Origin of the sequence: Lactobacillus sp. B4015, assembly GCF_026536055.1 — a bacterium.
Taxonomy (GTDB): Bacteria; Bacillota; Bacilli; order Lactobacillales; family Lactobacillaceae; genus Lactobacillus; species Lactobacillus panisapium.
This window is the reverse complement of the sequence record NZ_JAFNOY010000003.1, coordinates 107385-133461: the sequence shown is the minus strand read 5'-3', so window position 1 is coordinate 133461 and position 26077 is coordinate 107385. Positions and strand designations below refer to the sequence as shown.

Below are 26077 nucleotides of genomic sequence, written 5' to 3'. Positions count from 1 at the left end.
AAATAATTTTAGGTAAAAAAAAGACACCACATAATAGGTGCCCTTTTTAATTAGTTGTTGTCGCTTGCGTTAGTTTCACTAACAACTTGACGACCCTTGTAATAACCTTTAGGTGAAACGCGGTGGCTTAAACGATATTCACCAGTAGTTGCATCATAGTGCATTGCTGGAACAGCTAACTTGATATGGCCACGACGTGAACGTTTCTTTTGCTTAGAAGTATGTCTCTTAGGAACTGCCATTTATTTGATCTCCTTTATTGTAGAATTACGTTTTTAGGTCACTAATAAAAGAGTGCCTAAAACACTTCACGTTTGTTAATGATACTATTGTATCTTAAATAAATCAAGATATATTAGTTATTCTTATCTTGATTATGTCCGTTTGAACCACAAAACCAACCAATGAGGACACCAATAATAATCATGATAACCAAAATAATTATCAATGGCACTTTCACATTAAATAAGCCAAAATTGATGGCCACATTGTTGGTATTGAGAACAACAAAGGTCACTGCCAAAAGGCAAAGGATTAAAATCAATACCATTTTAATTTGTCGAGTTTTATCTTTCATCGTTCTGCACTACTTTCTTGATGCAAACTTAAGCGATAATTCATCTCCAATTGCTGGAAACAGATTATAAAGTTTAGCTAAAAATGCAAGACTTAGCGGCAAATTCAATTCGCGTTTATTGCTACCAAAGAAATGGACAACCTGCCAGGCCACATCATCGGGATCAAGCATATAGCGCTCAACATTTTTAACGTAATTACCACTCTTATCAGCAATATTAAAGAAATTGGTGTAAACCGGTCCCGGGTTAACCGTCATTACTTTAACGCCAAAAGGCTTTAGTTCAAGCCGTAAAACATTAGAAAACTGAATAACGGCAGCTTTTGATGCACTATAAGCAGCAGATTTAACGGTTGGCATCTTACCAGCCATTGAGCCAAAGTTGATTATTTGACCAGTTTTTTGATCCATCATTAGCCTGCCAATCAGTCTAGTGAAGTACATTAAACCTAATACATTGACCTGGAACATCGCAGTTACTTCACGCCGATCCATTTCGACGAAATTCTCGAACTTGCCAAAACCAGCGCAATTTACCAAGTAATCAACATGTTTTGTTACCTTAACGATATTATTAAAAGCGGCATCGATTTGCTCACTTTCACCCATATCAGTAGCAAAAATATAGGTAGGAGCACCTGATAATTCATGTGCCTCAGCGGCTACTTTCTCCAGTTTATTTTTATTTCTGGCAATTAAGATAACAGTAGCGCCGCGACCGGCACTTTCTAAAGCAATTGAATGTCCAATTCCACTAGAAGCACCGGTAACAACAACAACTTTATTTCTTAATGAATCACTCATTTCTTCTCACCTTTCATCGGAATTATAACTCGATCAAAATCATTTGCTAGCTTGGTATTAGGAAATATTTTTACAGCCTGATTCTCTAGTTTTTTGGCTTTAGCACCTAGATATCTAGCAGAGATATGGTCCAAATACAACCGCTTTACTCCATTATCGCGCGCAATCTTTGCAGCTTCAACTGCTGTTGAATGATAATAAGAACGAGCTAAATCAGCTTCATGGCCAGCAAAAGTCGATTCATGGACCAGTACATCAGCATTTTTGGCGAGTTGGGCAATCACAGGAGTTGAACGCGTATCATAGATTATAGTAACTATTCTACCAGCTTTATTTGGACCTAAAAAGTCATTTCCATCTAATATTGTCCCATCATCCAAGGTAATAGTCTCGCCATTCTTTAGTTTACCAAGTAATGGCCCATTAGGTATATTATATTGCGTTAATTTGTCCATTAAAAGTTCACCTTGATGTGCATCCTCGACAACCCGGTAACCAAAACTGGGGACGCGATGGGCTAATTTTTCGGCATAAACCTTAAACCCTTGTCCTTGATAGATTAAACCGCCCTCTTCCAAGGCAACAAACTTTATGGGGTATGAAACCTTTGTCCGCGAAATTTTTAAAGCAGTTCTTACAAATTGCTCTAAACCGGGAGGACCATAGATTGTTATCGGACCGACATCACCCTGAAATGATCTAGTTGCGAGTAACCCTGGCAAGCCAAAAATATGATCACCATGATTATGGGAGATGAAAATTTTAGTGACCTTCCGTAAACGAATATTAGTCCGTAAAATTTGGTGTTGTGTTGCCTCACCAACATCAAATAACCAAATTTCATTAATTTCATCTAACATTTTAAGCGCAATGCTTGAGACGTTACGCTGTTTTGATGGTTGGCCTGCCCCAGTACCTAAAAATTGTAATTCCATATAATTCCTATTCTAAAATTTAGCGTGCTCAACAATTGTTTTGACAATGAAAGCACTGTAATACTTCGACCCTACTGGCGTTGGGTGGGTTTGATCTTCATAAAACCAGTTAGAATGCGCTTGCGAATGATTATACCAGTTAATAACTGTTAAATTGTGGTAGCGCTTAGCTGCAGTTTGCAAAGTTTTGTTTACCTGATTTTGCCAAGGCTTATTTGGAACATGAGTATTCACCCAAAATACTTGTCTTTTTGGACCAATTTCAGTCATCAAATGATCTAAATCTGACATTGGAAATGGGCCATTTGTCCCTAAGGCAATTAAGACATTATTAGCTAAAACTTTTTGCAATTTATATTGGTTAATTAGCCCAAACGCCACCGATAATTGCCTGGAAACGGCCGCATCAATGACGGCTTTAGGCATTAATTTAGCTAAATCATTACTTGAGCCTGCCATCACTGAATCACCAATTGCAGTCAATGGCACCTGATGAGCCAATTGTAAATCAACCTGACTAATGCCGAATTTTTTGAATGATTTATTTACCGGGTGTTTCTTAGCTGAACGTTTAGCCTGAGCAATCAGCTTAGCAGCCCTCGGTCCCTTAGTATTTGATTTCTTCAGCTTAGCAATTAAGGTCTTATTTTCCCTGCTTTGCCGTTGTTGATTAGCACTAATTCGCTGTGCTAACTGTGATTTATTATAATCTTCGGCTCTTGCTGTTGGCGAAACAAGAATTGCGACACTACCAATTACAAAAATTAAGCAGGCAATAACGGCCTTAATTTGAGGGGCATTACTTTCTCTTGTTTTATCAAAAAGACTATCTAAGTAATTCTTAGTTTTTGCCCACGTCACCTTACCCAATGGCTTTTCAATCACACGGTAGGACATTTCACTCAAAATCAAAATTAAGCAAATTTCAATTAGATGGTACAGCAAAACATGATCTGCCATATTAGTTACTTTATCTTCAAAAAAGATCATTACGGGAAATTGGTAAAGATAAATACCATAACTTCTAGAGCCAATCCAGTTAAAAAGTGGGTTAGTTAGCCAGTTATTCCAATGGCTACAAGGATGTGCGATAATTCCAACCAATAAAACCGTAAAAATAGTAAATAAGAGCATCCCACCATAATAAGGAAAAGCATTTTCCGGATTCATCAACGGACTAAAAAATAAAAAGACCATAGCAAGAAGCGAGATTAGTCCACTAATGTCGAGCAAATTAGCATCAATTCGCTCGATTTTAGCCTTTAATTTATCCATTGGCCAGATTACAGCTAAACTGGCACCAAGTCCCAGTGAAAAGAATCTTGTATCAGTGCCATAATAGATCCGGTTTAAATCGACACCGGTTTTATACATGATTGCCATTTCTAGTGCCGATAACATTGAGACGCTAAATAGAATCCAAAAAGTGTTTTCCCGTTTTTTACTAAATTTAACCAGCAAAAAGATCACTAATGGCCACAAAAAATAGAATTGTCCGTTAATCGACATTGTCCATAAATGCACGAAAGGCGATTCATTGGCGGCAAAACGCTCAAAATAACTTTGACCATTTAAAATCTGCCAAAAATTATAAACATTTAACAGATTCGTTATCACAATCTGACTCAACTTAGCCAATAAATTTCGCTGAAAGACAAAAATATAAGCGGCACAAAGCCATAATAGCGCAATTAAAGGCGGATAAAGCTTTTTCAGCCTTTTTAAATAAAAATTCTTGTTATTAAAAAAGCCGTGATCATCATATGCCTTAAGCATTTGGCAGGTAACTAAGTATCCTGATAATACAAAAAAAATCGGTACCCCAAGATAACCACCAACAAAAGTATTAGGATCAAGATGATATAAAATCACCCCAATAACTGCTAACGTCCTGAGTCCAGAATATCCTGTAATAAACCGATTTTTTGCCATATTTCTACTTTTCTATTTAATTATTATTGGACAAATTCAAAATTGAACGTGCCAATTATTACATCGTCGCCGTCAATGGCTCCTTTTTCACGCAATGCTTCATCCACACCCAGGTTCTTCAATTTGCGTGCTAAACGTAAGACACCATCTTGGTAATCAAGGTTCGTTCGTTCAACTAGTCGTTCTAAACTCTCACCTTTAATTTCAAAAACATGATCTTCAAGTTTAGTAATCGTAAATTCGTTTTTCTTAGGCGCCTGGTATTTGTATTCCTTTACGCCAGCTGCCGGCTTGACTTCCTTTTCAGCCTGCTTGCTTTCTACTTCCGCCACTACCGTTGCAGTATCTTGCATTAATTGGCTAACGCCCTGATGAGTTACGCTTGAAATTGCATAAACAGGCTGGTCAATTCCAGCTTGGCTAAGTTCTTTTTTAAACTCCGCCAATTTTTCAACCGAATTAGGCAAATCCAGTTGAGTTGCAACAATTAACTCACGCTTTTCCTTTAGGCTTTGGTCGTAAAGCAATAATTCTTTACGGATCTTTTGGTAATCCTCTAAAGGATCTCGGCCATTTTCAGGATCCATTGAAACCAAGTGTAAAATTACTTTGGTTCTTTCAATGTGACGTAAGAATTGAATTCCAAGGCCAACTCCCTGACTAGCACCCTCAATTAATCCTGGCAAATCAGCCATTGAAAAATCAAGGCCATCTGGCAAAATCACCATACCCAAATTAGGAGTTAAAGTAGTGAACGAATAAGCTGCAATCTTAGGCTTTGCCTTAGTAACTACTGAAAGCAGCGTTGACTTCCCAACTGAAGGAAAACCGACAAGACCAACATCAGCTAAAACCTTTAGTTCTAACCGCAAAACTCGGTCTTCACCTGGTTCACCATTTTCAGCAATTTCTGGTGCAGTATTTACACTCGTAGCAAAATGAATATTGCCACGACCACCACGACCACCGCGGGCAACAACAAGCTCTTGCTTATTTTTAGTCAAATCGCCAATTTCTTCATTGGTATTAAAATCATATACGGTAGTTCCGACAGGAACACGAAGATATAAATCTTTGGCACCGCGACCATATTGTGACTTAATACGGCCATTTTCACCGCTCTCAGCTTTAAACTTACGCCGATAGCGAAAATCCATTAGGGTTCTTAAGCCACTATCAGCTACAAAAATGATACTACCGCCACGGCCACCGTCTCCACCAGCGGGTCCGCCATTTGGAACGTACTTTTCATGGCGGAAAGCAACCATGCCATCCCCGCCTTTACCGGCTTGGACTTCAATCTTGGTTTGATCGACAAATGTAGGCATGCAAATTCTCCTTCCGTCTGCTCTAACTTTAAATACTATACCACAAAAGGCTTATTTTTCGTGGGAAAATTACCGGTTATAATGTCAATTTAACCGTCTGTGCTTGGGGCAGAGTTAAACCAGCATCACATAATTGTTCAACCGATGCCTCTTTAATTTTTTTCAATGAACCGAAAGTGCGCAATAATTTATTACGACTCTTAGGTCCGATTCCCTTAATTGAATCAAGTTTACTTGATAGTGCGTTTTTAGCATGTGTTCGGCGATGAAACGTAATCGCAAAGCGGTGAACTTCATCCTGAATCCGGGTCATCAAATAAAATCCCTGTGACTTTGGATCCATTGGAATTAATTTCATCGGTACCCCATTAATAGGATCCCCATAAAGCAAGTGGTTGGTGCGGTGCTTGTCATCCTTTACCATCCCCGCAACGGGAATATTAAGATTAAGTTCGTTACGTAAAATATCTTCACACGCATCAACTTGAATTTGCCCACCATCCATTAGGATCAAATCAGGCATTGGTTTATGCTCACGTAAAAGCCGACTATAGCGTCTTCGCACAACTTCACGCGTATTGCGAACTTCGTCGCCCCCATTTTGGTGTTCAACTTCACCCTTTAACTTATACTTACGGTATGAATTCTTATCGGGCTCGCCGTCTTTGAATACAACTAACGCTGAAACTGGATCGGTTCCTTGAATATGTGAGTGGTCAAAACTTTCAATCACATGTCCATATGGCAACCCTAGAGCAGCAAAAATCTCTTTTTGTGCTCCCTTAGTTTTACGATTACCTAATTCTAGCAGACGGAACTTGTCGTCTAATTTCAACTTGGCATTTTCTTTTGCCATTGATAATAAAGACCGCTTTTGTCCCCTTTTGGGTGTCCTAACAGGAACCTTAAGCACTTCGCTGAGTGCCTCATTATCAATTCCAGCAGGAACTAAAACCTCTTTGGGAAGAACACGATTCTTTTGGCCATAGAATTGAACAATAAATGAAGTAAATGTGTCTTCCGGATCCCCAGTATCCGTCAAAGGATACATTCTAGTTTCTCTTCGAAGCAGCTTTGCTTGCCGGAGGAAAAAGATCTGAATTGAAATCCAAGATTTATCGACATAAAAATTAAAGATATCACGCTGTGTATTATCATTGGAGATGATTTTTTGTTTTTCAACTGTTTCTTCAATGTATTTCAATTGATCACGAATTTCCGCAGCACGCTCAAATTCAAGATTCTGTGATGCTGCAACCATTCTTTGATTCAATTCTTGTTTAACACGCCCGATATCACCATTTAAAAAGCTCTTAATTTTTTTAATTTGGGCGCTATAAACTGACTTAGGGACGGTCTTAAAACACGCACCTAAGCATTGACCCATATGATAATAAAGGCACGGTCTTTTCTGCCGCCCATTGCAGCGTCTTAAAGGATAAACCTTCTGAATAAACTTCAATGTTGCTTGCGCCGCGTATACATTTGGGTATGGTCCAAAATAATAACCGCCATCTTTTCTGACAATACTTGTCAGCTTAGTCTGTGGATCACGTTCATTGGTAATTTCAATGTAAGGATAGCCTGTTCCCTGTTTTAATTGCACATTATAATATGGTTGGTATTTTTTAATTAAAGTAACTTCAAGCAGAAAAGATTCCTTGTCAGTTGAAACCGTGATTATATCATAGTCACGAATTTCTCTAACCAGATCAGCTCGTCTACCTACTTGCTTACTTTTAAAATAAGACCGTACCCGGTTTTTTAGATTTTTTGACTTGCCAACATAGATGACCTTACCATTAATATCTTTCATTAAATAACAGCCGGGTTTTGCTGGGAGAAGTTTCAATTTATTTTCAATTAATTCTGATGCCAAAAAATCACTCCTTCCCAAAATTTGCTCTATCAATTTTACCACAAAATGCGAACTAATGATTTTTTAATGACCACAATCTAAGACTGGATAATAAAATGACGGTTAAATCGAACCAGAATATTACTGGCTTGTTAACCGCTTATTTATTATAATGATGATAATTAATGAAAGGAACGAAAATATGGGCTTAACATTTAAAAAACAAGATGAATTAGAAAAGTTATTCGATAAATTTGCTACTGTTCCTAAGGATAAAAAGAAAAAGCTTAGTAAGAAAAACAGCAAAGAAAAGAGTAAATAAAAATGACTCTCTAAGAAGGAGAGTCATTTTTATTTTATAAATTTTGCTCGATCCAATCCCATACTTCTTTTACATGGGTCTTTTTAACTGCACTATAAGTAAGTACACTAACATTGTCATAAGCTAAATCTAGCTTCTTGTTCAAATTAGCTATTACCTTGTTTTCCTGGCTCTTTTTAACTTTATCAATTTTGGTACAAATAACTAAAATTGGTAAATTCAAGTATAAAGCATAATTATACATTGCAACATCATCTTTTGTTGGTTCATGACGTGAATCAGTTAAAAGAATTAACCCTTGAAGGTTTTCCCTTGTTTCCAAGTAGTCCTGAATCATCTCACCAAACTTTTGTCGTTGCACCTGCGAAACTTTCGCATAGCCATACCCCGGCACATCAACCAAATAAAAATCCTGATTGACAACGTAAAAGTTTAGTGTCTGGGTTTTACCTGGCTGTGATGATGTTCTTGCCAAATTTTTGCGACCTAATAGTGAATTAATCAAGCTAGACTTACCCACATTTGACCTTCCTGCCAAGGCAATCTCAGGCAAATTATCTTTAGGGTATTGTTCTTCTTTTACCGCACTAATTGCATAATCGCTACTTTTAATGATCATTTGCTGCCTTAACTTCTTGGGTGTCCTCGCTAGCTCTCCGAGTTACTCGTGGTTCTGCGTTTTTAGTAATTACATCCTTAGTCACTTCGACTTTTTCAATATCTGGATCACTAGGTGTCTGATACATAATGCTCATCATTGCATTTTCAATTATTGTTCTCAGTCCACGCGCACCCATATTTCTTTCGATTGCTAAATCGGCAATAGCACTCAGTGCGCTGTCAGAAAAGTCGAGTTCAACTTGGTCAAGCGACAATAACTTCTTGTATTGTTTTACCAACGCATTCTTAGGCTCAGTCAATATTCTAACTAAGTCTTTTTGATTTAATTTATCTAAGGTGGTAATAATTGGAATTCGGCCAACAAATTCTGGAATCATTCCAAATTTAACTAAATCACCGGTAGTTAAATGCTTCGTCCATGAATCATCTTTAGTTTTGTTTAACTTGTTTTCGGTACTAAAACCAATAATCTTTTTGCCCATACGTCCTTTGACAATTTGTTCAATACCATCAAAAGCCCCACCAACGATAAACAAAATATTGGTGGTATCAATTTGAATTAATTCTTGTTGTGGGTGTTTACGACCACCTTGTGGTGGAACTGAAGCAACAGTGCCTTCTAAAATCTTTAGAAGTGATTGCTGAACCCCTTCACCAGAAACATCACGTGTAATCGAGACATTTTCTGATTTTTTTGAAATTTTATCAATTTCATCGATATAAACGATTCCACGTTCAGCACGTTCAATATCATAATCTGCATTTTGCAACAATTTCAGCAGAATGTTTTCGACATCTTCACCGACATAACCAGCTTCAGTCAAGGTAGTAGCGTCAGCAATGGCAAACGGAACATCCAAAATTCGGGCTAAAGTTTGTGCCAGATAAGTTTTACCTGAGCCAGTTGGACCAATGAGTGCAATATTTGATTTTTGCAATTCGGTTGAAGAATCAACATCCATTTGACTAATCCGTTTATAATGATTATAAACGGCTACTGATAAAACTTTTTTTGCGCTTTCTTGTCCAATTACATATTGATCAAGCTGCTTTTTTATTTCCATTGGTTTCGGAAGGTCTCTAGCCTTTTTTAATGAATCTGACTTTAACTCATCATCAATAATTTTCTTTGACAAGTCGACACATTCATTACAAATATAAACTCCGTTACCAGCAATCATTTTTTTAACTTGATCCTGTGTTTTATCACAAAAAGAACATTTAATTTCTTCCTGATCAGTAAACTGTGATGCCATTATATTCCTCCTCATATCTACAAGAATAAGAGTATCATACATCGAGCGTATTGCTTGAATAATTTGCTTGTAGAAAAATAAAAAGGCAGTTCAATAACCACCTTTTTACCTAGAATTTAAATCCTATCATTTTTTAGATTTTTTATCATCTTTTTTGCTTTTGGATTTAGCAACTTGTTTTGCGTTATCAGCTACAAGATCGATGGCTTTACGAACGTTGATGTCATGAGATAGCATCTCATCAGTTAAGGTGTTGCGAACAGTCTTTTCATCCATATTGTATTCGCCAGCAAGATCTTTGATTTCATTATTAATCTCTTCTTTAGAAGCCTTGATATCCTCTTTCTTAACAATTGCTTCAAGAACCAAGTTGGTCTTAACTCTTTCAGCTGCATCCTTACTAAATTGAGCACGTAATTGGTCCTCAGTAGTATTAGTAAGCTTGTAGTATGTCTGTGGATCAATACCTTGACGTTGCATATTACCCAAATATTGATTCATTTGTGTATTAACATCTTCTTGAATCATTGCATCAGGAATTTCATCAATTTTGGCATTCTTTACTGCACCTTCAACTGCTACTTGTTCAATTGCGTCTTTAGCAGCTTCTTCTTTCTTAGACTTCAAGTCTTTCTTGATCTTTTCCTTCAAGTCATCAAGAGTGTCAACCGAATCATCAACATCTTTAGCAAACTCATCATCAAGTTTAGGCAATTGCTTTGATTTAACTTCATGAATCTTGGTAGCAAAATGAGCTTCTTTCCCAGCTAAATCCTTTGCACTATAATCTTCCGGGAAGGTAACAACAACATCTACTTCATCGCCAGCCTTATGACCAATTAATTGATCTTCAAAGCCGGGGATAAAGGTATTTGAACCAAGTTCGAGAGCATAGTCTTCTGCAGAGCCGCCATCAAAGGCCTTATCATCAATAGTACCCTTGTAATCAATAGTTAGAGTATCACCCTTAGCAGCTGCACTCTTCTTAAGGACGAGTTCAGCATTCTTTTCACGCTCTTTGTTAAGCTCAGCATCAATGTCTTTAGCATAAACACGTGTGTTTTGCTTGGGTACTTCTATTCCCTTGTAATCGCCTAATTCAACTTCTGGTTCAACGGTAACCGTGGCTTTCATCGTCCAGTTTTTGCCCTTTTCCATTGAATCCGGAATAATTTGAGGTTGACCAACAGCAGAAATTCCAGCTTCTTTGATAGCAGCTGCATATGCGTTGGGCAAAACAAGGTTTAAAGCGTCTTCGTATAGAGCTTCTTCACCATAGTATTGATCAAAAATAACACGGGACACGTGACCCTTTCTAAAGCCAGGAACACGCAGATTCTTCTTTACTCTTTTGAATGCTTGATCTAATCCAAGCTTCACCTCAGCTTGGGAAATATCAAAAGTAAGTTCGCCAGTAGTTTTACCGGTTTTATTCCATTTTACAGACATTAATTAAATACCTCCAATGTCAAGTTAAACTGCATCGTTACATACTAAATTATCTTACATTAAACGCTCGTAAAAAACAAATTTAGACAAAAAAAATGTACTTCTATGAAGAAGTACATCTTTTTAAACTGTTTCTTCGAACTAGTCAAGAATTTCAGTAACTTGACCAGCACCAACAGTACGACCACCTTCACGGATAGTGAATTTAGTACCCTTTTCAATGGCTGCTGGCTTGATTAACTTAACAGTAAATTCTGTGTTATCACCAGGCATAACCATTTCAGTACCTTCTGGCAATTCAATTTCACCAGTAATATCAGTAGTGTGGAAATAGAATTGTGGACGGTAGTCTGAGAAGAATGGAGTGTGACGTCCGCCTTCTTCCTTCTTCAAGACATAAACTTGACCCTTAAACTCGCGGTGAGTTTGAATCGAACCAGGTGCTGCCAAAACTTGACCACGAACAACTTGATCACGGTCAATACCACGAAGCAATACACCAACGTTATCGCCGGCTTCACCTAAATCTAAAGTCTTGTGGAACATTTCCAAACCGGTAACAACTGACTTAAGAACTTTGTCAACTAAACCAACAATTTCAACTTCGTCGCCGACTTTAACAGTACCACGGTCAATACGACCTGAGGCAACAGTACCACGACCAGTAATAGTGAAAACATCTTCAACTGGCATTAAGAATGGCTTATCAGTTTGACGTTCTGGAGTTGGAATGTATTCATCAACTGTGTCCATTAACTTCATGATAACTTCTTGTTGTTCCTTGTCGCCTTGTAAAGCTTTCAATGCTGAACCACGGATAACAGGAACATCATCACCTGGATAATCGTATTCAGTCAACAAGTCACGAACTTCCATTTCAACTAAGTCGATCAATTCTGGATCGTCAACTAAATCGGTCTTGTTTAAGAAGACAACGATGTAGTTAACACCAACTTGACGAGCAAGCAAAATGTGTTCACGAGTTTGAGGCATAGGACCATCAGTTGCAGCAACAACCAAGATAGCACCATCCATTTGTGCGGCACCAGTAATCATGTTCTTGATGTAGTCAGCGTGACCTGGAGCATCCATGTGAGCGTAGTGACGTTTTTCAGTTTCGTACTCTACGTGAGCGGTATTGATAGTAATACCACGTTCTTTTTCTTCTGGAGCTGCATCGATTTCTGAATAATCTTCAGCCTTTGCCAAGCCCTTTTCTGATAAAACTTTAGTAATAGCCGCTGTTAAAGTGGTCTTACCATGGTCAACGTGACCGATGGTACCAATGTTTACGTGTGGCTTTGTTCTAACGTAATGTTCTTTTTCTGCCATTAAAATGACCCTCCTGTAAATTTGCAAGAAGTCCGTTGAGTAAGTAACGGATAGTTCTCTGTTGAATATTGTACTACTTTCATTGGCAAATGCCTAGTATTTTAATGCATAGAGCCATGCCTAATGAAAACGTCCTTTGATATTATACTAAATACGAAAAAAAAGTAAAGACTTTTTATCTAAATTATTTCGGCAGACTATTATCGATTCGCACGAACAGGTCCTGGTTTGCGCGCCCATCATGATGATCAATATAAGAAGCTAAGTCACTAGCGAAACTGTCAGGCTCTGTAATATATTTCGGCAATACCGGATATAAGCTACCTAAAATTAGATTGACCTCGCCTAAAACGGCTGGCAATTGGCTAGGACGATGATAATACCGTGAGCCAATCCCCGAAACAACTTCACGGTATATCGGATCTTTTTCCAATAAATTGATTTTAGCGGGAACAAATTTTTCTTGTTGACCTAGCACTAAAACCGTAAATTCCGTTTTAAGCTGCAGCCGGGCTAAATCTTCGCACAAAATTAAACGAACGGCGAAGTTTAAACTCGGATCAAGCAATAAGCTTTGCGCGAAAGTCGTAAAATGCTCAAGATTCAGCTTAAATAATTGTTCATAATCAAATTTAGTTGGCTGGTTCTTTTGTCTGAATTGCTGCATTACTTGTTGCTGCTCAGTTTCAGAAATGGGCTCTACTTCAATAATCCACTCGTCCTGACTTAATTTTTGGACTTGGAGAGCTTCAATTAGAAAATGATTGGCCCGCAAAATTTTGCTGTACTCATCAAAGATCGCCTGATTTGAAAATAAATCCTTTTCTTCTTTGATGAGCGTGTAAGCAGAATATTCTTGTTTGTCCTTCAAATATAAGTCACACAGCTGCAGAATTACTTCTTGGCTATCGCCAGCTCGTAAAGCTTCTTCACAATTTTGGATAGCTAATGAAAAATTACCTTCAGCTTCATTCTTTTTCGCTAACTTTAGCAAATTTTTTTGGCTTAACGTCGTCATCGTTAATCTTTCTTAACTATTCTTTGACCAGTTTTATTGACATCAACGGGATGATGTTCCTTGGTTTTACCATTCTCGTTTTTATTGCCACGCTTTTGCATAGCTCGATGGCGATTTTGGTTAACCTCCATAACAACTGGTAAAACTACCGGACGACGATTAGTCTTTTTGTATAAGAACTTTTCAAGATCGTTCCTAACATCTTGCTTAATTTCCGTCCAGTCAAACTTTTTGTGTTCAAAATTATTTTTGATAGTGGTCTTAATCAGTTCAATACTGTCATGCATTAGCTTATGATTTGCTTTAATGTAAACAAATCCCCTGCTAGTGACTTGTGGCTGCGCAATAATTTTCTTTTTACGCCGATCAATTGTAACTACGGCAATAAAGATGCCATCGTCAGATAACACTTCACGGTCACGCAAAACAATATTGCCAACATCACCAATTCCCGAGCCATCAATCATGATGTCTTCTCCAGGCACTGGGTTTGTTAGATGGAATTTGTGCTGCTTAAAGTCATAGTCTAAACAATCGCCATTTTTAGTAATCAAAATATTTTCTTTGGCAATTCCAGCTCTGACTGCCAAGTTTTTATGAACTTCCATTAAGCGGTATTCACCTATAACTGGGATCAAGAATTGCGGCTTCAAAATATCAATTAGCATTTGCAAGTCGCGTCCAGTTGCATGTCCACTGGTATGCTTAGCTCTTCCAAGTTCAATGACTGTTCCGCCAGCGCGATAAACCAAATCACTAGTTTGAGCTACAACTGTTTCGACAGAATGTGAAGGCGTCGTAGCAATAAAGACTAAGTCGCCTTCATGAATCGTAATCATGCTATGCCGCTTTTTAGCCATCTTCTGTAATGAGTTTAGCGGTTCACCCATTTGACCAGTTTCAAGAATGACAACTTTATCATCCGGCGTAGTCTTTAAATCTTTTACCCGAATTAAGAGATTCTTCGGTACTTTTAGATACCCTAAGTCCATGGCAGTTCTAACTATTTTGGCAACATCACGTCCTGTTAAAAGAACATGTCTACCAGTTTTATGAGCGCCATTTAAAACTTCTTGTATTCTGATTAAATTAGAAGCCTTAGCTGCAACAATGACGCGTCCCTTAGCATTACGAAAAACATTAGTGACATAATCGCCAATTTCTTGCTCGGAAACATTAGGAAATGATGCTTCTGCGTTAGAAGAATCACTGAGTAGTGCCAAAACCTTCTTTTGTGAAATCTCAGCTAAACGATCCAAATCTGTTCGATATTTCGGTGTCGCAGATGGATCAAATTTAAAGTCGCCGGTATATACAACCTCGCCAGCTGGCGTATGAACATCAATACCGAGTGAATCTGGAATTGAATGAGTTGTATGAAAAAATGAAATATTAGCATTTTTAAACTCGATTTCAGTTTCAGCATCAATAACATGAAACAGACTATTTTTCAGCCGTTTATTTTCCCGCTTAACCGTAATCTTTGCGAGCTCAATTGTTAATTGCGAACCAAAAACAGGTATATCATATTTGCGTAAAATATATGGCAACGCACCAATTGAATCTGCGTGTCCATGAGTTAAAAAAATGCCGACAACCTGATCACCATATTGTTCAAAGAAATCAAGATCTGGAATTACCAAATCTATTCCAAATAATGAACTATCAGGGTATTTTAGGCCGGCATCAAGAACAAAAATTTCGTCATTAACTTGAACGGCGAACATGTCTTTTCCTTGCTCACGAACACCGCTCAAAATCATTATCTTAACTTGATCAGTCATTTTATTTCCTTCTCTTTTTTTGCTATTCAGTTGTTAATTTATGGATCAGCGTGATCACAACGTAAAAAGTATCTTTTTTTATTCTAGCATAAAATGCATTTATGACAAAAATAAAAAGCCAGTTCTTTTATAGAACTGACTTCTTAATAATTATTTTTGCGATTAACGACGCAAACCTAACTTCTTGATTAATTCACGGTAACGATTAATATCGTTGTCTTGTAAATAACGAAGTAAATTACGACGGTGACCAATCTTCTTGAGCAAACCAACGTATGAGTGGTGGTCATGAGAGTGTTGTCTCATGTGTTCAGTTAAATTGTTAATATCTTTAGTTAGGATAGCAACTTGTACTTCGGTTGAACCAGTGTCACCTTCGTGAGTAGCAAATTGCTTAATAATTTCATCTTTTTCTGCTTTAGAAATTGCCATAATTTTCACCTTTCAATAAAATAAATTGCCGTTAACAACGTTAACCGTCAGGTGTGAGCGAGCAAACAGCGTTAACGGTTCACAACAATAGTATAATACAGATTATTTTTTTAAAAAGCAAGCATAATTTGTCTTGCATCTGCATTTATTCTTCAGTATAATCTATTAAGTAAAATTACGGTCAATGGAGGTGAATTTTATGCCACAAATCAAATCAGCTATTAAGCGTGTTAAAACTCAAGACGCTGCTAGAAAGCGCAATGCTGCTCAAATGTCAGAATTAAGAACTGCTGTTAAGAAGTTCAAGACTGCTCAAGCCGCTGGTGCTGAAAACGCCTCCGAATTACATGTTGCTGCTGCTCGTGCTTTGGACAAGGCTGCTTCAAAAGGTCTTATTCATAAAAACAAGGCTAGCCGTGACAAGAGTCGCTTAGCTAAGTTAGCTAAATAAATTTGACTAAACTATCAATTTTAAAAAGGCAGGGATAATCATCCCTGCCTTTTTTAGACGCTTAAAATAAATAGCTTTAAAAAATTATCTTCACGATATTGACCATTTTTGTAATTATAATCTAACCTTATTGCCTCTTTTAGTAAACTAGCCAGTTGCGTTATTTCCAAATTATTGTTTAACGCCAATTTAATCCGGTATGGATGAACAGCAAGTTCCCGAACTATTTCTGGCTCACTCCTACCCCGACTTTTCAAAATCTTAGCTACTAAAATCAATTCTAATTGATTTTCAAAAACGGCTAATAATTGAACGGGACTGCTACCTTCACGCAACTGATTATCTAGCCGATCTAACGCTTCACGATAATGATGTTTTAATGCCGTTTCTAGTATTGCAAAAACATTCTGGGCAAAAGATAGATCAACATTCTGCTTAATTAGTGTTTCAGTAATTTTTTGATCGACCGCAGCAACTTTCAATTTATTAAAGTTGCTTAAAATCGTATCTAAAATTTGGTCGCTTCGTTCAAGCAACAACTGTAAAGCAGACTTTGAAATTTGATAACCTTCGGCCGTAATTAATGATTTAGTTATTTTACTAATTTCATAGGTCTTAACTTTTGTCTCTATGACATTAAACTGTTTTAAAACTGTTTTCGTTAATTTCTTTCGGCGGTCTAATTTTTCGTACGAGGCTACTAATACCAGAACATCATCCAATTGATCCATATTAGTAAAAATCTGTTGCAATTGATTTACTTGCTTTTGGTACTTTTTGGGAACCTTGGCAGTCAGGAAAAAAGGATTCTTCACGATTATCATCTTTTTTTGACTAAATAAACTAGATTCCGTGATATCGGCAATTAGATTATCCAAACCATCAGTTTCACAATCTATTATCACTTTTTCATAGGAAGAAAAGCGCTCTTCATGCATCAACGAACGGGAAAGATAGTCATTTAAAAAGCTATCTTCCCCAACCAGTATCGTCTGCGGATTATTGCTGGCGGTATTTTTAAATAAGGAAAGTAGTGTCATTTGTTTCTTCACCTTAAAGCTATTAGTTTTATAAACAGTAATAATCATATCACATTCCAAGAACTAACTTTAGTTTCCCAGATACCTCACTTTATCCGACCTACCTTCTAGCTATTAAAGCCTATTGCTTTGTGCATTGGGCTTTTTTATTTTGCTTTTACTGGTAAAAAACTAGAGAACTTCGAACTTGCAAACCTGCTATAAGTCCAAGTAATCATTCCACAGTCTTGTGTAGACGCATAAGGAATATGCTGCATTCTTAATGTTGCAATTGTTTCTGGATGAGGATGCCCGAATTGATTATTTCTTCCAGCAGAAATAAAGACCATTTCCGGTTGCAATTGTTTTAAGAAAATGGGATTTGAAGCAGTTTTACTACCATGATGGCCTAGTTTAAAATAATTAGCTCTTAGATGAAAATTGGCCATAATCTCTTTTTCGCCTTCTTGACCTAGATCTCCCGTGAAAAGCCATCTTTTATTTTTTAATTTAAAAGTTAACGACAAAGAATCCTCATTTTTCCCTGGACCGGGCTTAAAAGGATAAACAACATTAAAACTAATCTGGGGCTCAATTACTTGATCACCGGCAATAAGCTCCACTAATTGGTCAGTAGTAAGATGCCCCGCAATTCTTTTGGCAAATGATGGGTTTTTAATGAGTCCGGCAGCCATATACAGCTTTTTTACTTTAATTTGACTTAAGAGCGGACCCAAATCACCAACATGATCTGCATCTTGGTGAGTAACAAAAATGCCATCAATTTGATTTATTCCTAATGCTTTTAATAATGGAAGTGTAATTTTATTGACCTGCGGGGTAAATTTTCGTTTGCCAAAATTAAGTTTGCCGCCGACGTCGATGAGGTAGACCTTTCGCGGAAAAGGCGTGGTGATTAAGATACTGTCTCCCTGCCCAACATCAATGAAACTTACTTGTCCCGTTAAGGGAAAGTGAATCGTACAAAAAAGCAACCCATATAAGAGACCAAGTCCGCCAATAAATTTAATTTTCTTAAGTAAAACACCGTCATTCAGACAAACTATTATTCCACCCGTCACTAAAAGCAATCCCCCACATTGCCACCAATTAATCTTACCAAACGACAATAAGCCCAATTGTGTAGTCGAAATCTGACCAATCATCTTTTCACCGGTTTCTAAAATGAATTCAAAAAAACCAGATATTGTTGGTAGTTTGGCAAAAATGAATAAGTTTAAAAAAGTTAACGGCATTACAATCCAGTTAAAATATGGTACCGCGAAAATGTTAAAAATAACGGTTAAAAAATTAAACTGAAAAAAGTAAAACAGTAATAATGGCAATAGCAAAGCATTTAAAGCTATTGACTGTTTAATACTGGACATTTTATTGGTCATTTCTAATCCTAGTGCCAATACATAACTCAATAAAGCACCCACTCCACTCATTAATCGCGGATCAAATAGTAAGTGAATTATGCAGGCGAGCCCCAAGATGTCATATTGTGCGATTGGAATTTTCTTAAATTTGAAGATTTGCTTTAAAACAAAAGTTAAACTAGCTCGAATAAAGCCGGCCTGACCTTTGCTTAAAAAAATCCCAATAACTAATACTAGCAAACAACTAACAAAACTTTCTTTTTCGGTCATCTTAAGAAAGGAACAAATTGCTGTAATTACTATGGTGTAAATGCCAACATGAAGTCCAGAAATACTTAGAATATGAATAATTCCCAGATCTCGATAATTATTTAAGATAATTTGATTAGCAGAATTAGGATTTTCTCCTAAAATTAGTTCACTGCTAAAAAATCCTAAAATTTGCGGCATTCTTTGAAAATACCTTTGTAATTGGTAGCGCAAGTGATGCAAGTAATCAATTAAACCAGTTCTTTTAAAGGATATTCTGCATGCTTTTAAATTAACTTTTTGCCAAATTTTCTTAGTGGCATAGTATTTTTGCGCATCGAATTGACCATAATTTGTTGCCGGTTCAATTGAATTTATTTCACCTTGCAAGTCACTTAGCCAGATTGTTTTTCCTTGTTTTGCTTGCCAAATTTGTTTTTGACTTAATTTAGCCGTCACTAAGACTTTTTTACCATTTAATGTTCCTTGGCCTGAAAGCCAGTCCTCGCTGAGTTTAGTTTCATCAGGGTAAAGTTTAATCACCGAATTTTTAGTAAGAGATAAAGAGCTGGGACGAGCAGTAAACCAGTTTGCAAGCAAGAAACTGGTTAAAAGCAATAAAAGGACAAACACAAGTTTTCGATATTTTACTATGACCAATCCGCATAAATAGACAGCTAATAAAACAGTAACTACTTTAGCTATGATAGTCGTACATTGGTAAAGCAAAAAACTGCAATCAATTAGTAATAAGGCGGCAACTAAGAACAGACCAGGCTCAATGACATCAAACTTCGAGTTGATCTTTAAGCGCCGCAAATGTCTTGTCTCCAATTCCAGAAATCTGCTTTATGTCTTCGATACTAGCAAATTGGCCGTTTTTCTGGCGGTAAGCCAAAATTAATTCTGCCTTTTTCTCGCCAATCCCGTTCAGCTTTTGTAATTCTTGAGCATTGGCTGTATTAATATTGACCTTGCTGCTTTTTTCTTGTTCTTTTGCATCTGGCGTCTCTTCGCTACTTGCATTATTGGCGGAAGAATTAGAACTTTCATTAACTGATAAAACAATCTGATTACCTCTCACTTTTTCTCCACGATATGGAATGTGGATCTTGTCTTGATCTTTTAGAATTAATGCCCGGTTAACATTTTTTAATTGGGCATTCCTACTTAAACCACCTGCTGCCATAATCAATTCATTCAAGCGAGCACCATTTTTTAAAGTATAAACTCCTTTATTTTTAACTGCTCCCCCAATATCACAAGTTACCTCACTTGTTTTTTGATTAACCGAAGTTGATTCCTTTTGCTTTTTATCATCTAAATCTTGCTTGACAGAAGACGTTGAATTAACCACTTTGGGTTCACTTTTGACAATATTGTTGCCACTTTCTTGCTCACCTTGGCTTTGGTGTAAATATAAAAAGAAAGCGATAATAGCAACTCCAGCAATCAAGACATATTTTTTGTTTTCCAGAAGGAAATCTTTGATTTTTTTCCAATTCATACTTATCACCTCTAATATAAGTACGAAAAAAAGCCCAGAAATTTTTTCTGAACTTTTTAGCGGTAATGTTTATTTAAATAATTTAAAGCATCTTCAAAGGTTCCAACAGGAACAATTTTCATCTTAGTTTTAATTTCTTTAGCAGTTTTACAAGCAACCGCGTAGTTACTTTCGCTCTTTTTTAAAACCGTGGTATCAGTTGGTGCGAAAAAGACCTCCGCGCCAGCCTTATCTGCGGCCACAACTTTTTTGTCTACGCCGCCAATCGCACCAACTTGGCCTTTAACAGAAATTGTTCCCGTACCGGCTATTTTATGACCTTTTGCCAGGTTTTGCTGAGTAAAAGTTTCATAGCTAGCCAGGGTAAACATTAATCCCGCTGAAGGGCCGCCAATTGCTCCAGCATTAATACTTAGTTTGGGCTTAGTCGTGATTTTAACGTGTTCAATTAATTGGATTCCGATTCCTGGCTTATTCGTCCCAGCAACTTTCACGATCTTACCAGTAAATTTACGTTCGCGACCGTTGCGTAGAACATTAATAACGACATTCGAACCGATTTGCATTTTTTGAAAATAAGCGATCATTTCCTCAGTAGAGTGAAATCTCTTGCCATTAGCTCCGAGGACGGTATCTCCAATCTGCAGCTTGCTCTTAAAGCTGGAATTTTTTTGAACCTGCATGACATAAACGCCCTCATAATTCAATTTAGGCTTTAATCCAGCCTTTTTGGCTGCATAGTAAATCGCATTTTGCTGACTTGTTTCCATATACCAATTTTGTAATTCTTGGTATTGGCTGCTAGTGGCATCGCCGAGTAATTGTTCCTTGGGAACCCGCGTATAAAACTTTTGCGTATAACTTAATAGGTACCGCAAAACCGAGGCGGGACGCGTAGTTTCACTCACCGTTACCAAGTAAAAATTATTGGGCTTCTTGTTTTTACTCTTCATAAATAGGTTAATGGGAACAGCTTCTCCTGGCATTTCAATATAGTAATCAGTTGGCCAGCTTAACCCGATGGCAACTAATAAAACTGCCAAAATGGCGAGTAGCCAGTTACGTTTTTTGTTAGTCTTTTTACCTTGTGGTTTTGGATGATCGCTCATTAGCCCTTCCTCAACTTCTCTTTTAAAGCCGCTGCCGAGCTTGCTGGTAAAAAGCTGCTAATGTTTCCACCAAACTGTGCAACCTCCTTGATAACACTTGAAGCGACATAACTATTATTAGGTTCGGTAAAAAATAAAACCGTTTCGATTTTAGGATTTAAATCATGATTCATGGCTGCGATTTCCTGTTCATACAAAAAATCTTCACTATTACGTACGCCCCGGATAATTACTGACGCACCTAACTCTTGCGCAACATTAACAGTTAATTTATCAGGTCGTTTTAAAACCTCGACTTTTGCTTGACCTTCGGTGGCATCTTGCACAAGACTAACCCGTTTATCAACATCAAAAAGATATTTTTTTGAAGTATTAGTCATTACCACAACGTAAACCTTATCAAAAATTTTAACGGCTTTGTTAATTACATCGACATGACCATTAGTAATGGGATCAAAGCTACCCGGAAAAAGTGCGAAACTCATTTATCTTCCTTTCGATAAAAACGAACAATTGTCTTACCCAAATGATGCTTTTTCGTTAAAGAAAAACCTTCAAATTCACCAATACTGGTTTCATCATCTGTTTCTGCAACCACAATTGCCGCATTAGTTAACAAATCTTTTTCAAGCATTTTCTTCATATCAGCTGCAATTTTTTGCTTAGCATAAGGGGGATCTAAGAAGACTAAATCAAATTTTTGTTTTTCACTTGCCAATTTTTTTAAAGCAGCATTACTAGACATTTTATATACAGTAAACCGATCCTCTTCTTTAGTTAATGCGACATTCTTACGGATGATTTCAACGGCCTGGTAATTGATATCAACAATTGTGGCATGCTCTAATCCTCGTGAAACCGCCTCGATTGCTAGTGCACCGCTGCCTCCGTATAAATCAAGAACTTGGCCCCCCGCAAAAAATTGCCCTAAGCTATTAAAAAGCGATTCTTTGACTTTATCACTTGTTGGCCTAGTTTTCTGGCTTTTAAGCGTCAATAAATTCCGCTTAGCATATTTACCTGCAATAATTCTCATGATAACTGTTCCGTATTTTTTTCTTGTTCTTCAAGCAACTGTTCTTCTGCCTCACTGGCTAAGTCTTTAATCTGCTGTTCAATATGTGTACTTGATAAATCAATATTTTCACCATTGGAACGATCAACACCATTAACAAAATCGAGTGAGTTCAAAACAGCAATAGTTTTATCAGCATCTTTTTGATCAACGTATAAGACACAATAGTTCATTTTTTTCGAAAAATAAACGATATCGCCAAAGCGTCTCAATTTATATTGATTGCTGACAGAGTTCAGGTAAACAATTAAGCCTTGCCTCTTAGTTACATTACTAGCTACTAAATCATGGTTAATGCTCATTAATAGCCTCTTCCTCTTTTCTAATTCGTTCATTTGCAGCGATATTCAAGACTAGTCCGATTGAAGTCGAAAGCACGATTAAGGAAGATCCACCATAGGAAATAAATGGCAGAGTAACACCAGTAATCGGTAGTAAACCTAGAACAGCCCCAACATTAAATAAAGTCTCCGTAAAAATAATGGTTGTAACACCAAAACAAACTAACGCATCAAACTGTGATTCGGCATGAATACCAACATCCATAATGCTCCACATCAAGTAAAACAACAGCGCTAAAACGGCTAAAGCCCCAATTACTCCGATTTCTTCAGCCGCCACAGCTAAAATAAAATCAGTATATGGTTCAGGTAAATAGCCCCGCTTTTGCATGCTATTTCCTAAGCCGACACCAAACAGCCCACCATTATGAATAGCATAATAGGAGTTGACCAATTGAGCTCCGCCTTTTTGCTCAAGCTCAAAGGGATGCATAAATGACATGAGTCGCCGATATTGGTAACTATCTTGTAAAAACTTGGGGTTCCATTTAATGATTAAAAAAACGAGAAAAAAAACACCAATAGCAATTGCCAACAAGCAAAGGACTGCTTTCTTGGCTGGAACTCCAGAAACAGAAAACATCACTATTACAATCATTGCCAAAATCGCTGTTCCGCCTAAATCAGGCTCAAGAACAACCAAAAACATCATTACGCCAGCTAAAATTGCTGGTCTAGACAGATTTTGAATAATATATCCTTGATTAAAAGAACCGTCGTGACGATCAAGATAATAAGCTAAATAAAGCACCAGTGCTAACTTAGCAATTTCAAGCGGTTGTATTTTGATGACTTTCAGATCAATCCAACCTACCGCTCCGTTGACTGCTGCGTCAGAACCTTTAAAAATCTTCAGGATAATCAAATATAGCAGTAGCATCATACTGATACCTAAAAACCAAGCCACAAACTTAGTATTTTTAAAGATTTCGAGCCTTAATAAGAAAGTTACTGCCGCAAAAAGGAAGACGGCAAAAACAGCATATATTGCTTGTTTGATTCCATATGTTGCCGGCTTAAAACCATTTACGAGCAAAATATCAGAACTAGCTGAATAGACCATGATAATGCCAAATACAACTAGTAACAGATAAGGAACTAAAATTTTATAGTCCAGATGTTGAAATTTCTGTCGCAAAAGTAGCCCTCCTTTTTTGTAAATTATTATCCTTTATTATAAAACAAAAATGGCACCACTTCATCAGTGAGTGCCGTTCTTGTTGATAATATTTACTTTTTGTTACGTTTCTTATCAGCTTTTTGCCGCTCAGAAGTGTTTAAGATCTTCTTACGTAACCGAATTGATTTAGGTGTTACCTCACAATATTCGTCATCATTTAAGAACTCAATGGCTTCTTCCAAAGTTAAAGTTTTTGGAGTTCTGATTGCGGCGGCGTGATCCTTACCTGCAGCACGCGTATTAGTTAGGTTTTTACCCTTAATAACATTGACTGCAATATCACGGTCACGGGATGATTGACCAACGATCATTCCTTCATAAACTTCAACACCGGCACCAATAAATAGTTCTCCACGTTGTTCAACAGTTTGTAACGAATACGTAGTTGATTTACCTTGACTAATTGAAACCAATGCACCATTTTGACGACCAGGTTCCCAGTTTTTAACAACCGGTTTATAGCAGTCAAAACTATGGTTCAAAATACCATAACCACCAGTTAGAGACATAAATTCATTGTTATAACCAATTAGTCCACGTGAAGGTACTAAGAAGTCAAGGCGAGTCTGGTTATTACCAGTAGATTCCATGTTCTTCATTTCACCTTTACGTTGGGAAAGCGAATCAATGACCGAACCAACATATTCATCTGGCGTATCAACTTGCACAGCTTCGTATGGTTCGCACATTTGACCATCAATTTCCCGGTAAATTACTTTTGGACGAGAAAGTTGCAATTCAAAACCTTCACGCCGAAGTTCTTCAACTAAAATTGATAAGTGCAATTCACCACGACCAGATACTGTCCACGCATTAATTTGATCAGTTGGTTCTACCTTCAAAGAAACATCCGTCCGCGTTTGCTTAATTAAACGGTCTTCCAATTTCTTTGGTGTAACCTTGTCTCCTTCACGACCTGCAAATGGTGAGTCACTAGCAACAAAGTCCATTTGCAAAGTTGGTGGGTCAATCTTAAGAAATGGCAATGCTTCAGGATCTTCAGCAGAAGCAATAGTTTCACCGACGAAGATATCGTTGATACCACTGATCGCAATGATGTCACCAGCTTTAGCTTCTGTGATCTCATTTCTCTTCAAACCAAAGAAACCAAATAATTTAGTAACTCGGAAGTTTTGTTGTGACCCATCACGTTTCATAACTGTGATGTTGTCGCCAACTTTTACACTACCACGGTAAATACGACCAATACCGATACGGCCAACATAATCATCCCAGTCAAGCATTGTAATTTGGAATTGAAGTGGCTCATCAGCATTATCAAGTGGAGCTGGAATAGCTTTAATGATTGTGTCGAAAATTGGGTCCATTGTCTCTTTTTGAGTTGCTGGATCCGGATCATATGAGGAAGTACCATTCAATGCTGAAGCATAAACAACTGGGAAGTCAAGTTGTTCATCATTTGCTCCTAATTCAATGAATAATTCCAGAACTTCATCAAGAACTTCTTTAGGACGAGCACCAGGGCGATCAATCTTGTTAATCACAACGATTGGTTTAACACCAGCCTCTAACGCCTTCTTCAACACGAAACGAGTCTGTGGCATTGTACCTTCATAGGCGTCTACCAATAGCAAAGCCCCATCAACCATGTGCATGATACGTTCAACTTCACCACCGAAGTCGGCGTGTCCAGGCGTATCCAAAATATTGATGGTAGTATCACCATATTTAACCGCAGTATTCTTAGATAAAATAGTAATACCACGTTCACGTTCAATATCATTAGAATCCATTGCACGATCTTCCAGAGCCATATGTTCGGGCAGAGTGTCGGATTGTTTCAATAATTGGTTAACCAAGGTTGTCTTACCATGGTCAACGTGAGCTATGATAGCTATATTCCTAATATCGTCTCTTCTTTTTTCTGACAAAAGTATTCCTCCTCCACTCCTCAATAAAAAAACTGTGACAATGTCACAGTTTCGGCGGCACGTCAAAAACATGCTAATCGAAGTGTTTCATATCTGTATATTTACGCTCATTGATTTTAACACCTAACTATATACTGGTCAACGTTTATCCCTCTTTTTCAAATTAAAAATTTAGTATAGAATAAAAAGCAGACAAATTAGCCTAACTTATGGTAAAAATATAG

The 26077-nt window shown here is 37.3% G+C and carries 25 protein-coding genes; 2 read left to right on the top strand and 23 right to left on the bottom strand.

Annotation, left to right across the window (positions count from 1 at the left end; translation table 11 throughout):
- Positions 1-50 precede the first annotated feature (50 nt).
- From rpmF to uvrC, 7 genes are all read right to left on the bottom strand, one after another.
- Complete coding sequence (gene rpmF, locus J3U71_RS03935) at positions 51-242, bottom strand: 50S ribosomal protein L32 (protein WP_046306801.1); 192 nt, start codon at positions 240-242, stop codon at positions 51-53.
- 113 nt (positions 243-355) lie between these two features.
- Positions 356-577: a lipopolysaccharide assembly protein LapA domain-containing protein gene (locus tag J3U71_RS03930; RefSeq protein ID WP_267392695.1), complete on the bottom strand. Its 222-nt coding sequence runs from the start codon at positions 575-577 to the stop codon at positions 356-358.
- Between the two features lie 9 nt (positions 578-586).
- Entirely contained in the window at positions 587-1381 is a 795-nt protein-coding gene (locus J3U71_RS03925; protein ID WP_103751571.1) for an SDR family NAD(P)-dependent oxidoreductase, read from the bottom strand.
- A complete protein-coding gene (gene rnz, locus J3U71_RS03920; RefSeq protein WP_103751570.1) occupies positions 1378-2316 on the bottom strand; it encodes a ribonuclease Z in 939 nt (312 codons plus the stop codon). The genes J3U71_RS03925 and rnz overlap by 4 nt, the downstream gene beginning before the upstream one ends.
- 12 nt (positions 2317-2328) lie before the next feature.
- A complete protein-coding gene (locus J3U71_RS03915; RefSeq protein WP_267392696.1) occupies positions 2329-4248 on the bottom strand; it encodes an acyltransferase family protein in 1920 nt (639 codons plus the stop codon).
- A 23-nt stretch (positions 4249-4271) separates the two neighbouring features.
- Positions 4272-5576 carry a GTPase ObgE gene (gene obgE, locus J3U71_RS03910; protein WP_267392697.1) on the bottom strand — a complete coding sequence of 435 codons (1305 nt, stop codon included), beginning with the start codon at positions 5574-5576 and terminating at the stop codon, positions 4272-4274.
- 76 nt (positions 5577-5652) lie between these two features.
- On the bottom strand, positions 5653-7455 hold the full coding sequence (gene uvrC, locus J3U71_RS03905; protein ID WP_267392698.1) for an excinuclease ABC subunit UvrC: 1803 nt from the start codon (positions 7453-7455) through the stop codon (positions 5653-5655).
- 181 nt (positions 7456-7636) lie between these two features.
- Between uvrC and J3U71_RS03900 the strand changes: the two genes are divergently transcribed.
- Entirely contained in the window at positions 7637-7756 is a 120-nt protein-coding gene (locus J3U71_RS03900; protein WP_267392699.1) for an SPJ_0845 family protein, read from the top strand.
- A gap of 34 nt (positions 7757-7790) precedes the next feature.
- Here J3U71_RS03900 and yihA read toward each other — a convergent pair whose 3' ends face one another.
- From yihA to rpsO, 7 genes are all read right to left on the bottom strand, one after another.
- A complete protein-coding gene (yihA, locus tag J3U71_RS03895; RefSeq protein ID WP_103751566.1) occupies positions 7791-8375 on the bottom strand; it encodes a ribosome biogenesis GTP-binding protein YihA/YsxC in 585 nt (194 codons plus the stop codon).
- Positions 8365-9633: an ATP-dependent Clp protease ATP-binding subunit ClpX gene (gene clpX, locus J3U71_RS03890; RefSeq protein WP_267392700.1), complete on the bottom strand. Its 1269-nt coding sequence runs from the start codon at positions 9631-9633 to the stop codon at positions 8365-8367. Before clpX ends, yihA begins: the two co-directional genes overlap by 11 nt.
- 126 nt (positions 9634-9759) lie before the next feature.
- Positions 9760-11082 carry a trigger factor gene (gene tig / locus J3U71_RS03885; RefSeq protein WP_267392701.1) on the bottom strand — a complete coding sequence of 441 codons (1323 nt, stop codon included), beginning with the start codon at positions 11080-11082 and terminating at the stop codon, positions 9760-9762.
- Between the two features lie 141 nt (positions 11083-11223).
- On the bottom strand, positions 11224-12414 hold the full coding sequence (tuf, locus tag J3U71_RS03880; protein WP_220269602.1) for an elongation factor Tu: 1191 nt from the start codon (positions 12412-12414) through the stop codon (positions 11224-11226).
- Positions 12415-12598: 184 nt separating this feature from the next.
- Positions 12599-13432 (bottom strand): tetratricopeptide repeat protein, encoded by an 834-nt coding sequence (locus J3U71_RS03875; protein WP_267392702.1) that lies wholly within the window; start codon positions 13430-13432, stop codon positions 12599-12601.
- A 2-nt stretch (positions 13433-13434) separates the two neighbouring features.
- A complete protein-coding gene (locus J3U71_RS03870) occupies positions 13435-15216 on the bottom strand; it encodes a ribonuclease J (protein WP_220235383.1) in 1782 nt (593 codons plus the stop codon).
- Positions 15217-15378: 162 nt separating this feature from the next.
- Complete coding sequence (rpsO, locus tag J3U71_RS03865) at positions 15379-15648, bottom strand: 30S ribosomal protein S15 (RefSeq protein ID WP_046306781.1); 270 nt, start codon at positions 15646-15648, stop codon at positions 15379-15381.
- Positions 15649-15847: 199 nt separating this feature from the next.
- Between rpsO and rpsT the strand changes: the two genes are divergently transcribed.
- Positions 15848-16099 (top strand): 30S ribosomal protein S20, encoded by a 252-nt coding sequence (rpsT, locus tag J3U71_RS03860; protein WP_103751560.1) that lies wholly within the window; start codon positions 15848-15850, stop codon positions 16097-16099.
- Positions 16100-16152: 53 nt separating this feature from the next.
- On the opposite strand, the gene holA is transcribed toward rpsT, so the two are convergent.
- The 9 genes from holA to typA form a co-directional block, all read right to left on the bottom strand.
- On the bottom strand, positions 16153-17139 hold the full coding sequence (gene holA / locus J3U71_RS03855) for a DNA polymerase III subunit delta (protein WP_267392703.1): 987 nt from the start codon (positions 17137-17139) through the stop codon (positions 16153-16155).
- 146 nt (positions 17140-17285) lie between these two features.
- Entirely contained in the window at positions 17286-19568 is a 2283-nt protein-coding gene (locus tag J3U71_RS03850; protein WP_267392704.1) for a DNA internalization-related competence protein ComEC/Rec2, read from the bottom strand.
- Positions 19537-20256: a helix-hairpin-helix domain-containing protein gene (locus tag J3U71_RS03845; RefSeq protein ID WP_220269598.1), complete on the bottom strand. Its 720-nt coding sequence runs from the start codon at positions 20254-20256 to the stop codon at positions 19537-19539. Before J3U71_RS03845 ends, J3U71_RS03850 begins: the two co-directional genes overlap by 32 nt.
- Positions 20257-20312: 56 nt before the next feature.
- Positions 20313-21365, bottom strand: a complete 1053-nt coding sequence (locus tag J3U71_RS03840; RefSeq protein WP_103751557.1) for a SepM family pheromone-processing serine protease — start codon at positions 21363-21365, stop codon at positions 20313-20315.
- Entirely contained in the window at positions 21365-21850 is a 486-nt protein-coding gene (gene coaD, locus J3U71_RS03835) for a pantetheine-phosphate adenylyltransferase (protein WP_103751556.1), read from the bottom strand. Before coaD ends, J3U71_RS03840 begins: the two co-directional genes overlap by 1 nt.
- Positions 21847-22401, bottom strand: coding sequence for a 16S rRNA (guanine(966)-N(2))-methyltransferase RsmD (gene rsmD, locus J3U71_RS03830; RefSeq protein ID WP_267392705.1), 555 nt, complete (start codon positions 22399-22401; stop codon positions 21847-21849). Before rsmD ends, coaD begins: the two co-directional genes overlap by 4 nt.
- Positions 22398-22742 (bottom strand): YlbG family protein, encoded by a 345-nt coding sequence (locus J3U71_RS03825; RefSeq protein WP_103751554.1) that lies wholly within the window; start codon positions 22740-22742, stop codon positions 22398-22400. The genes rsmD and J3U71_RS03825 overlap by 4 nt, the downstream gene beginning before the upstream one ends.
- Positions 22732-23919, bottom strand: a complete 1188-nt coding sequence (locus J3U71_RS03820; protein ID WP_220221097.1) for an FtsW/RodA/SpoVE family cell cycle protein — start codon at positions 23917-23919, stop codon at positions 22732-22734. The genes J3U71_RS03825 and J3U71_RS03820 overlap by 11 nt, the downstream gene beginning before the upstream one ends.
- 92 nt (positions 23920-24011) lie before the next feature.
- Complete coding sequence (gene typA / locus J3U71_RS03815) at positions 24012-25853, bottom strand: translational GTPase TypA (protein WP_267392706.1); 1842 nt, start codon at positions 25851-25853, stop codon at positions 24012-24014.
- Positions 25854-26077 lie beyond the last annotated feature (224 nt).

What these genes read in the sequence shown, in the direction of transcription:
- rpmF (WP_046306801.1), bottom strand. Translation starts at nt 242, where the DNA reads ATGGCAGTTCCTAAGAGACATACTTCTAAGCAAAAGAAACGTTCACGT.
- J3U71_RS03930 (WP_267392695.1), bottom strand. Translation starts at nt 577, where the DNA reads ATGAAAGATAAAACTCGACAAATTAAAATGGTATTGATTTTAATCCTT.
- J3U71_RS03925 (WP_103751571.1), bottom strand. Translation starts at nt 1,381, where the DNA reads ATGAGTGATTCATTAAGAAATAAAGTTGTTGTTGTTACCGGTGCTTCT.
- rnz (WP_103751570.1), bottom strand. Translation starts at nt 2,316, where the DNA reads ATGGAATTACAATTTTTAGGTACTGGGGCAGGCCAACCATCAAAACAG.
- J3U71_RS03915 (WP_267392696.1), bottom strand. Translation starts at nt 4,248, where the DNA reads ATGGCAAAAAATCGGTTTATTACAGGATATTCTGGACTCAGGACGTTA.
- obgE (WP_267392697.1), bottom strand. Translation starts at nt 5,576, where the DNA reads ATGCCTACATTTGTCGATCAAACCAAGATTGAAGTCCAAGCCGGTAAA.
- J3U71_RS03900 (WP_267392699.1), top strand. Translation starts at nt 7,637, where the DNA reads ATGGGCTTAACATTTAAAAAACAAGATGAATTAGAAAAGTTATTCGAT.
- yihA (WP_103751566.1), bottom strand. Translation starts at nt 8,375, where the DNA reads ATGATCATTAAAAGTAGCGATTATGCAATTAGTGCGGTAAAAGAAGAA.
- clpX (WP_267392700.1), bottom strand. Translation starts at nt 9,633, where the DNA reads ATGGCATCACAGTTTACTGATCAGGAAGAAATTAAATGTTCTTTTTGT.
- tig (WP_267392701.1), bottom strand. Translation starts at nt 11,082, where the DNA reads ATGTCTGTAAAATGGAATAAAACCGGTAAAACTACTGGCGAACTTACT.
- tuf (WP_220269602.1), bottom strand. Translation starts at nt 12,414, where the DNA reads ATGGCAGAAAAAGAACATTACGTTAGAACAAAGCCACACGTAAACATT.
- J3U71_RS03875 (WP_267392702.1), bottom strand. Translation starts at nt 13,432, where the DNA reads ATGACGACGTTAAGCCAAAAAAATTTGCTAAAGTTAGCGAAAAAGAAT.
- J3U71_RS03870 (WP_220235383.1), bottom strand. Translation starts at nt 15,216, where the DNA reads ATGACTGATCAAGTTAAGATAATGATTTTGAGCGGTGTTCGTGAGCAA.
- rpsO (WP_046306781.1), bottom strand. Translation starts at nt 15,648, where the DNA reads ATGGCAATTTCTAAAGCAGAAAAAGATGAAATTATTAAGCAATTTGCT.
- rpsT (WP_103751560.1), top strand. Translation starts at nt 15,848, where the DNA reads ATGCCACAAATCAAATCAGCTATTAAGCGTGTTAAAACTCAAGACGCT.
- holA (WP_267392703.1), bottom strand. Translation starts at nt 17,139, where the DNA reads ATGACACTACTTTCCTTATTTAAAAATACCGCCAGCAATAATCCGCAG.
- J3U71_RS03845 (WP_220269598.1), bottom strand. Translation starts at nt 20,256, where the DNA reads ATGAATTGGAAAAAAATCAAAGATTTCCTTCTGGAAAACAAAAAATAT.
- J3U71_RS03840 (WP_103751557.1), bottom strand. Translation starts at nt 21,365, where the DNA reads ATGAGCGATCATCCAAAACCACAAGGTAAAAAGACTAACAAAAAACGT.
- coaD (WP_103751556.1), bottom strand. Translation starts at nt 21,850, where the DNA reads ATGAGTTTCGCACTTTTTCCGGGTAGCTTTGATCCCATTACTAATGGT.
- rsmD (WP_267392705.1), bottom strand. Translation starts at nt 22,401, where the DNA reads ATGAGAATTATTGCAGGTAAATATGCTAAGCGGAATTTATTGACGCTT.
- J3U71_RS03825 (WP_103751554.1), bottom strand. Translation starts at nt 22,742, where the DNA reads ATGAGCATTAACCATGATTTAGTAGCTAGTAATGTAACTAAGAGGCAA.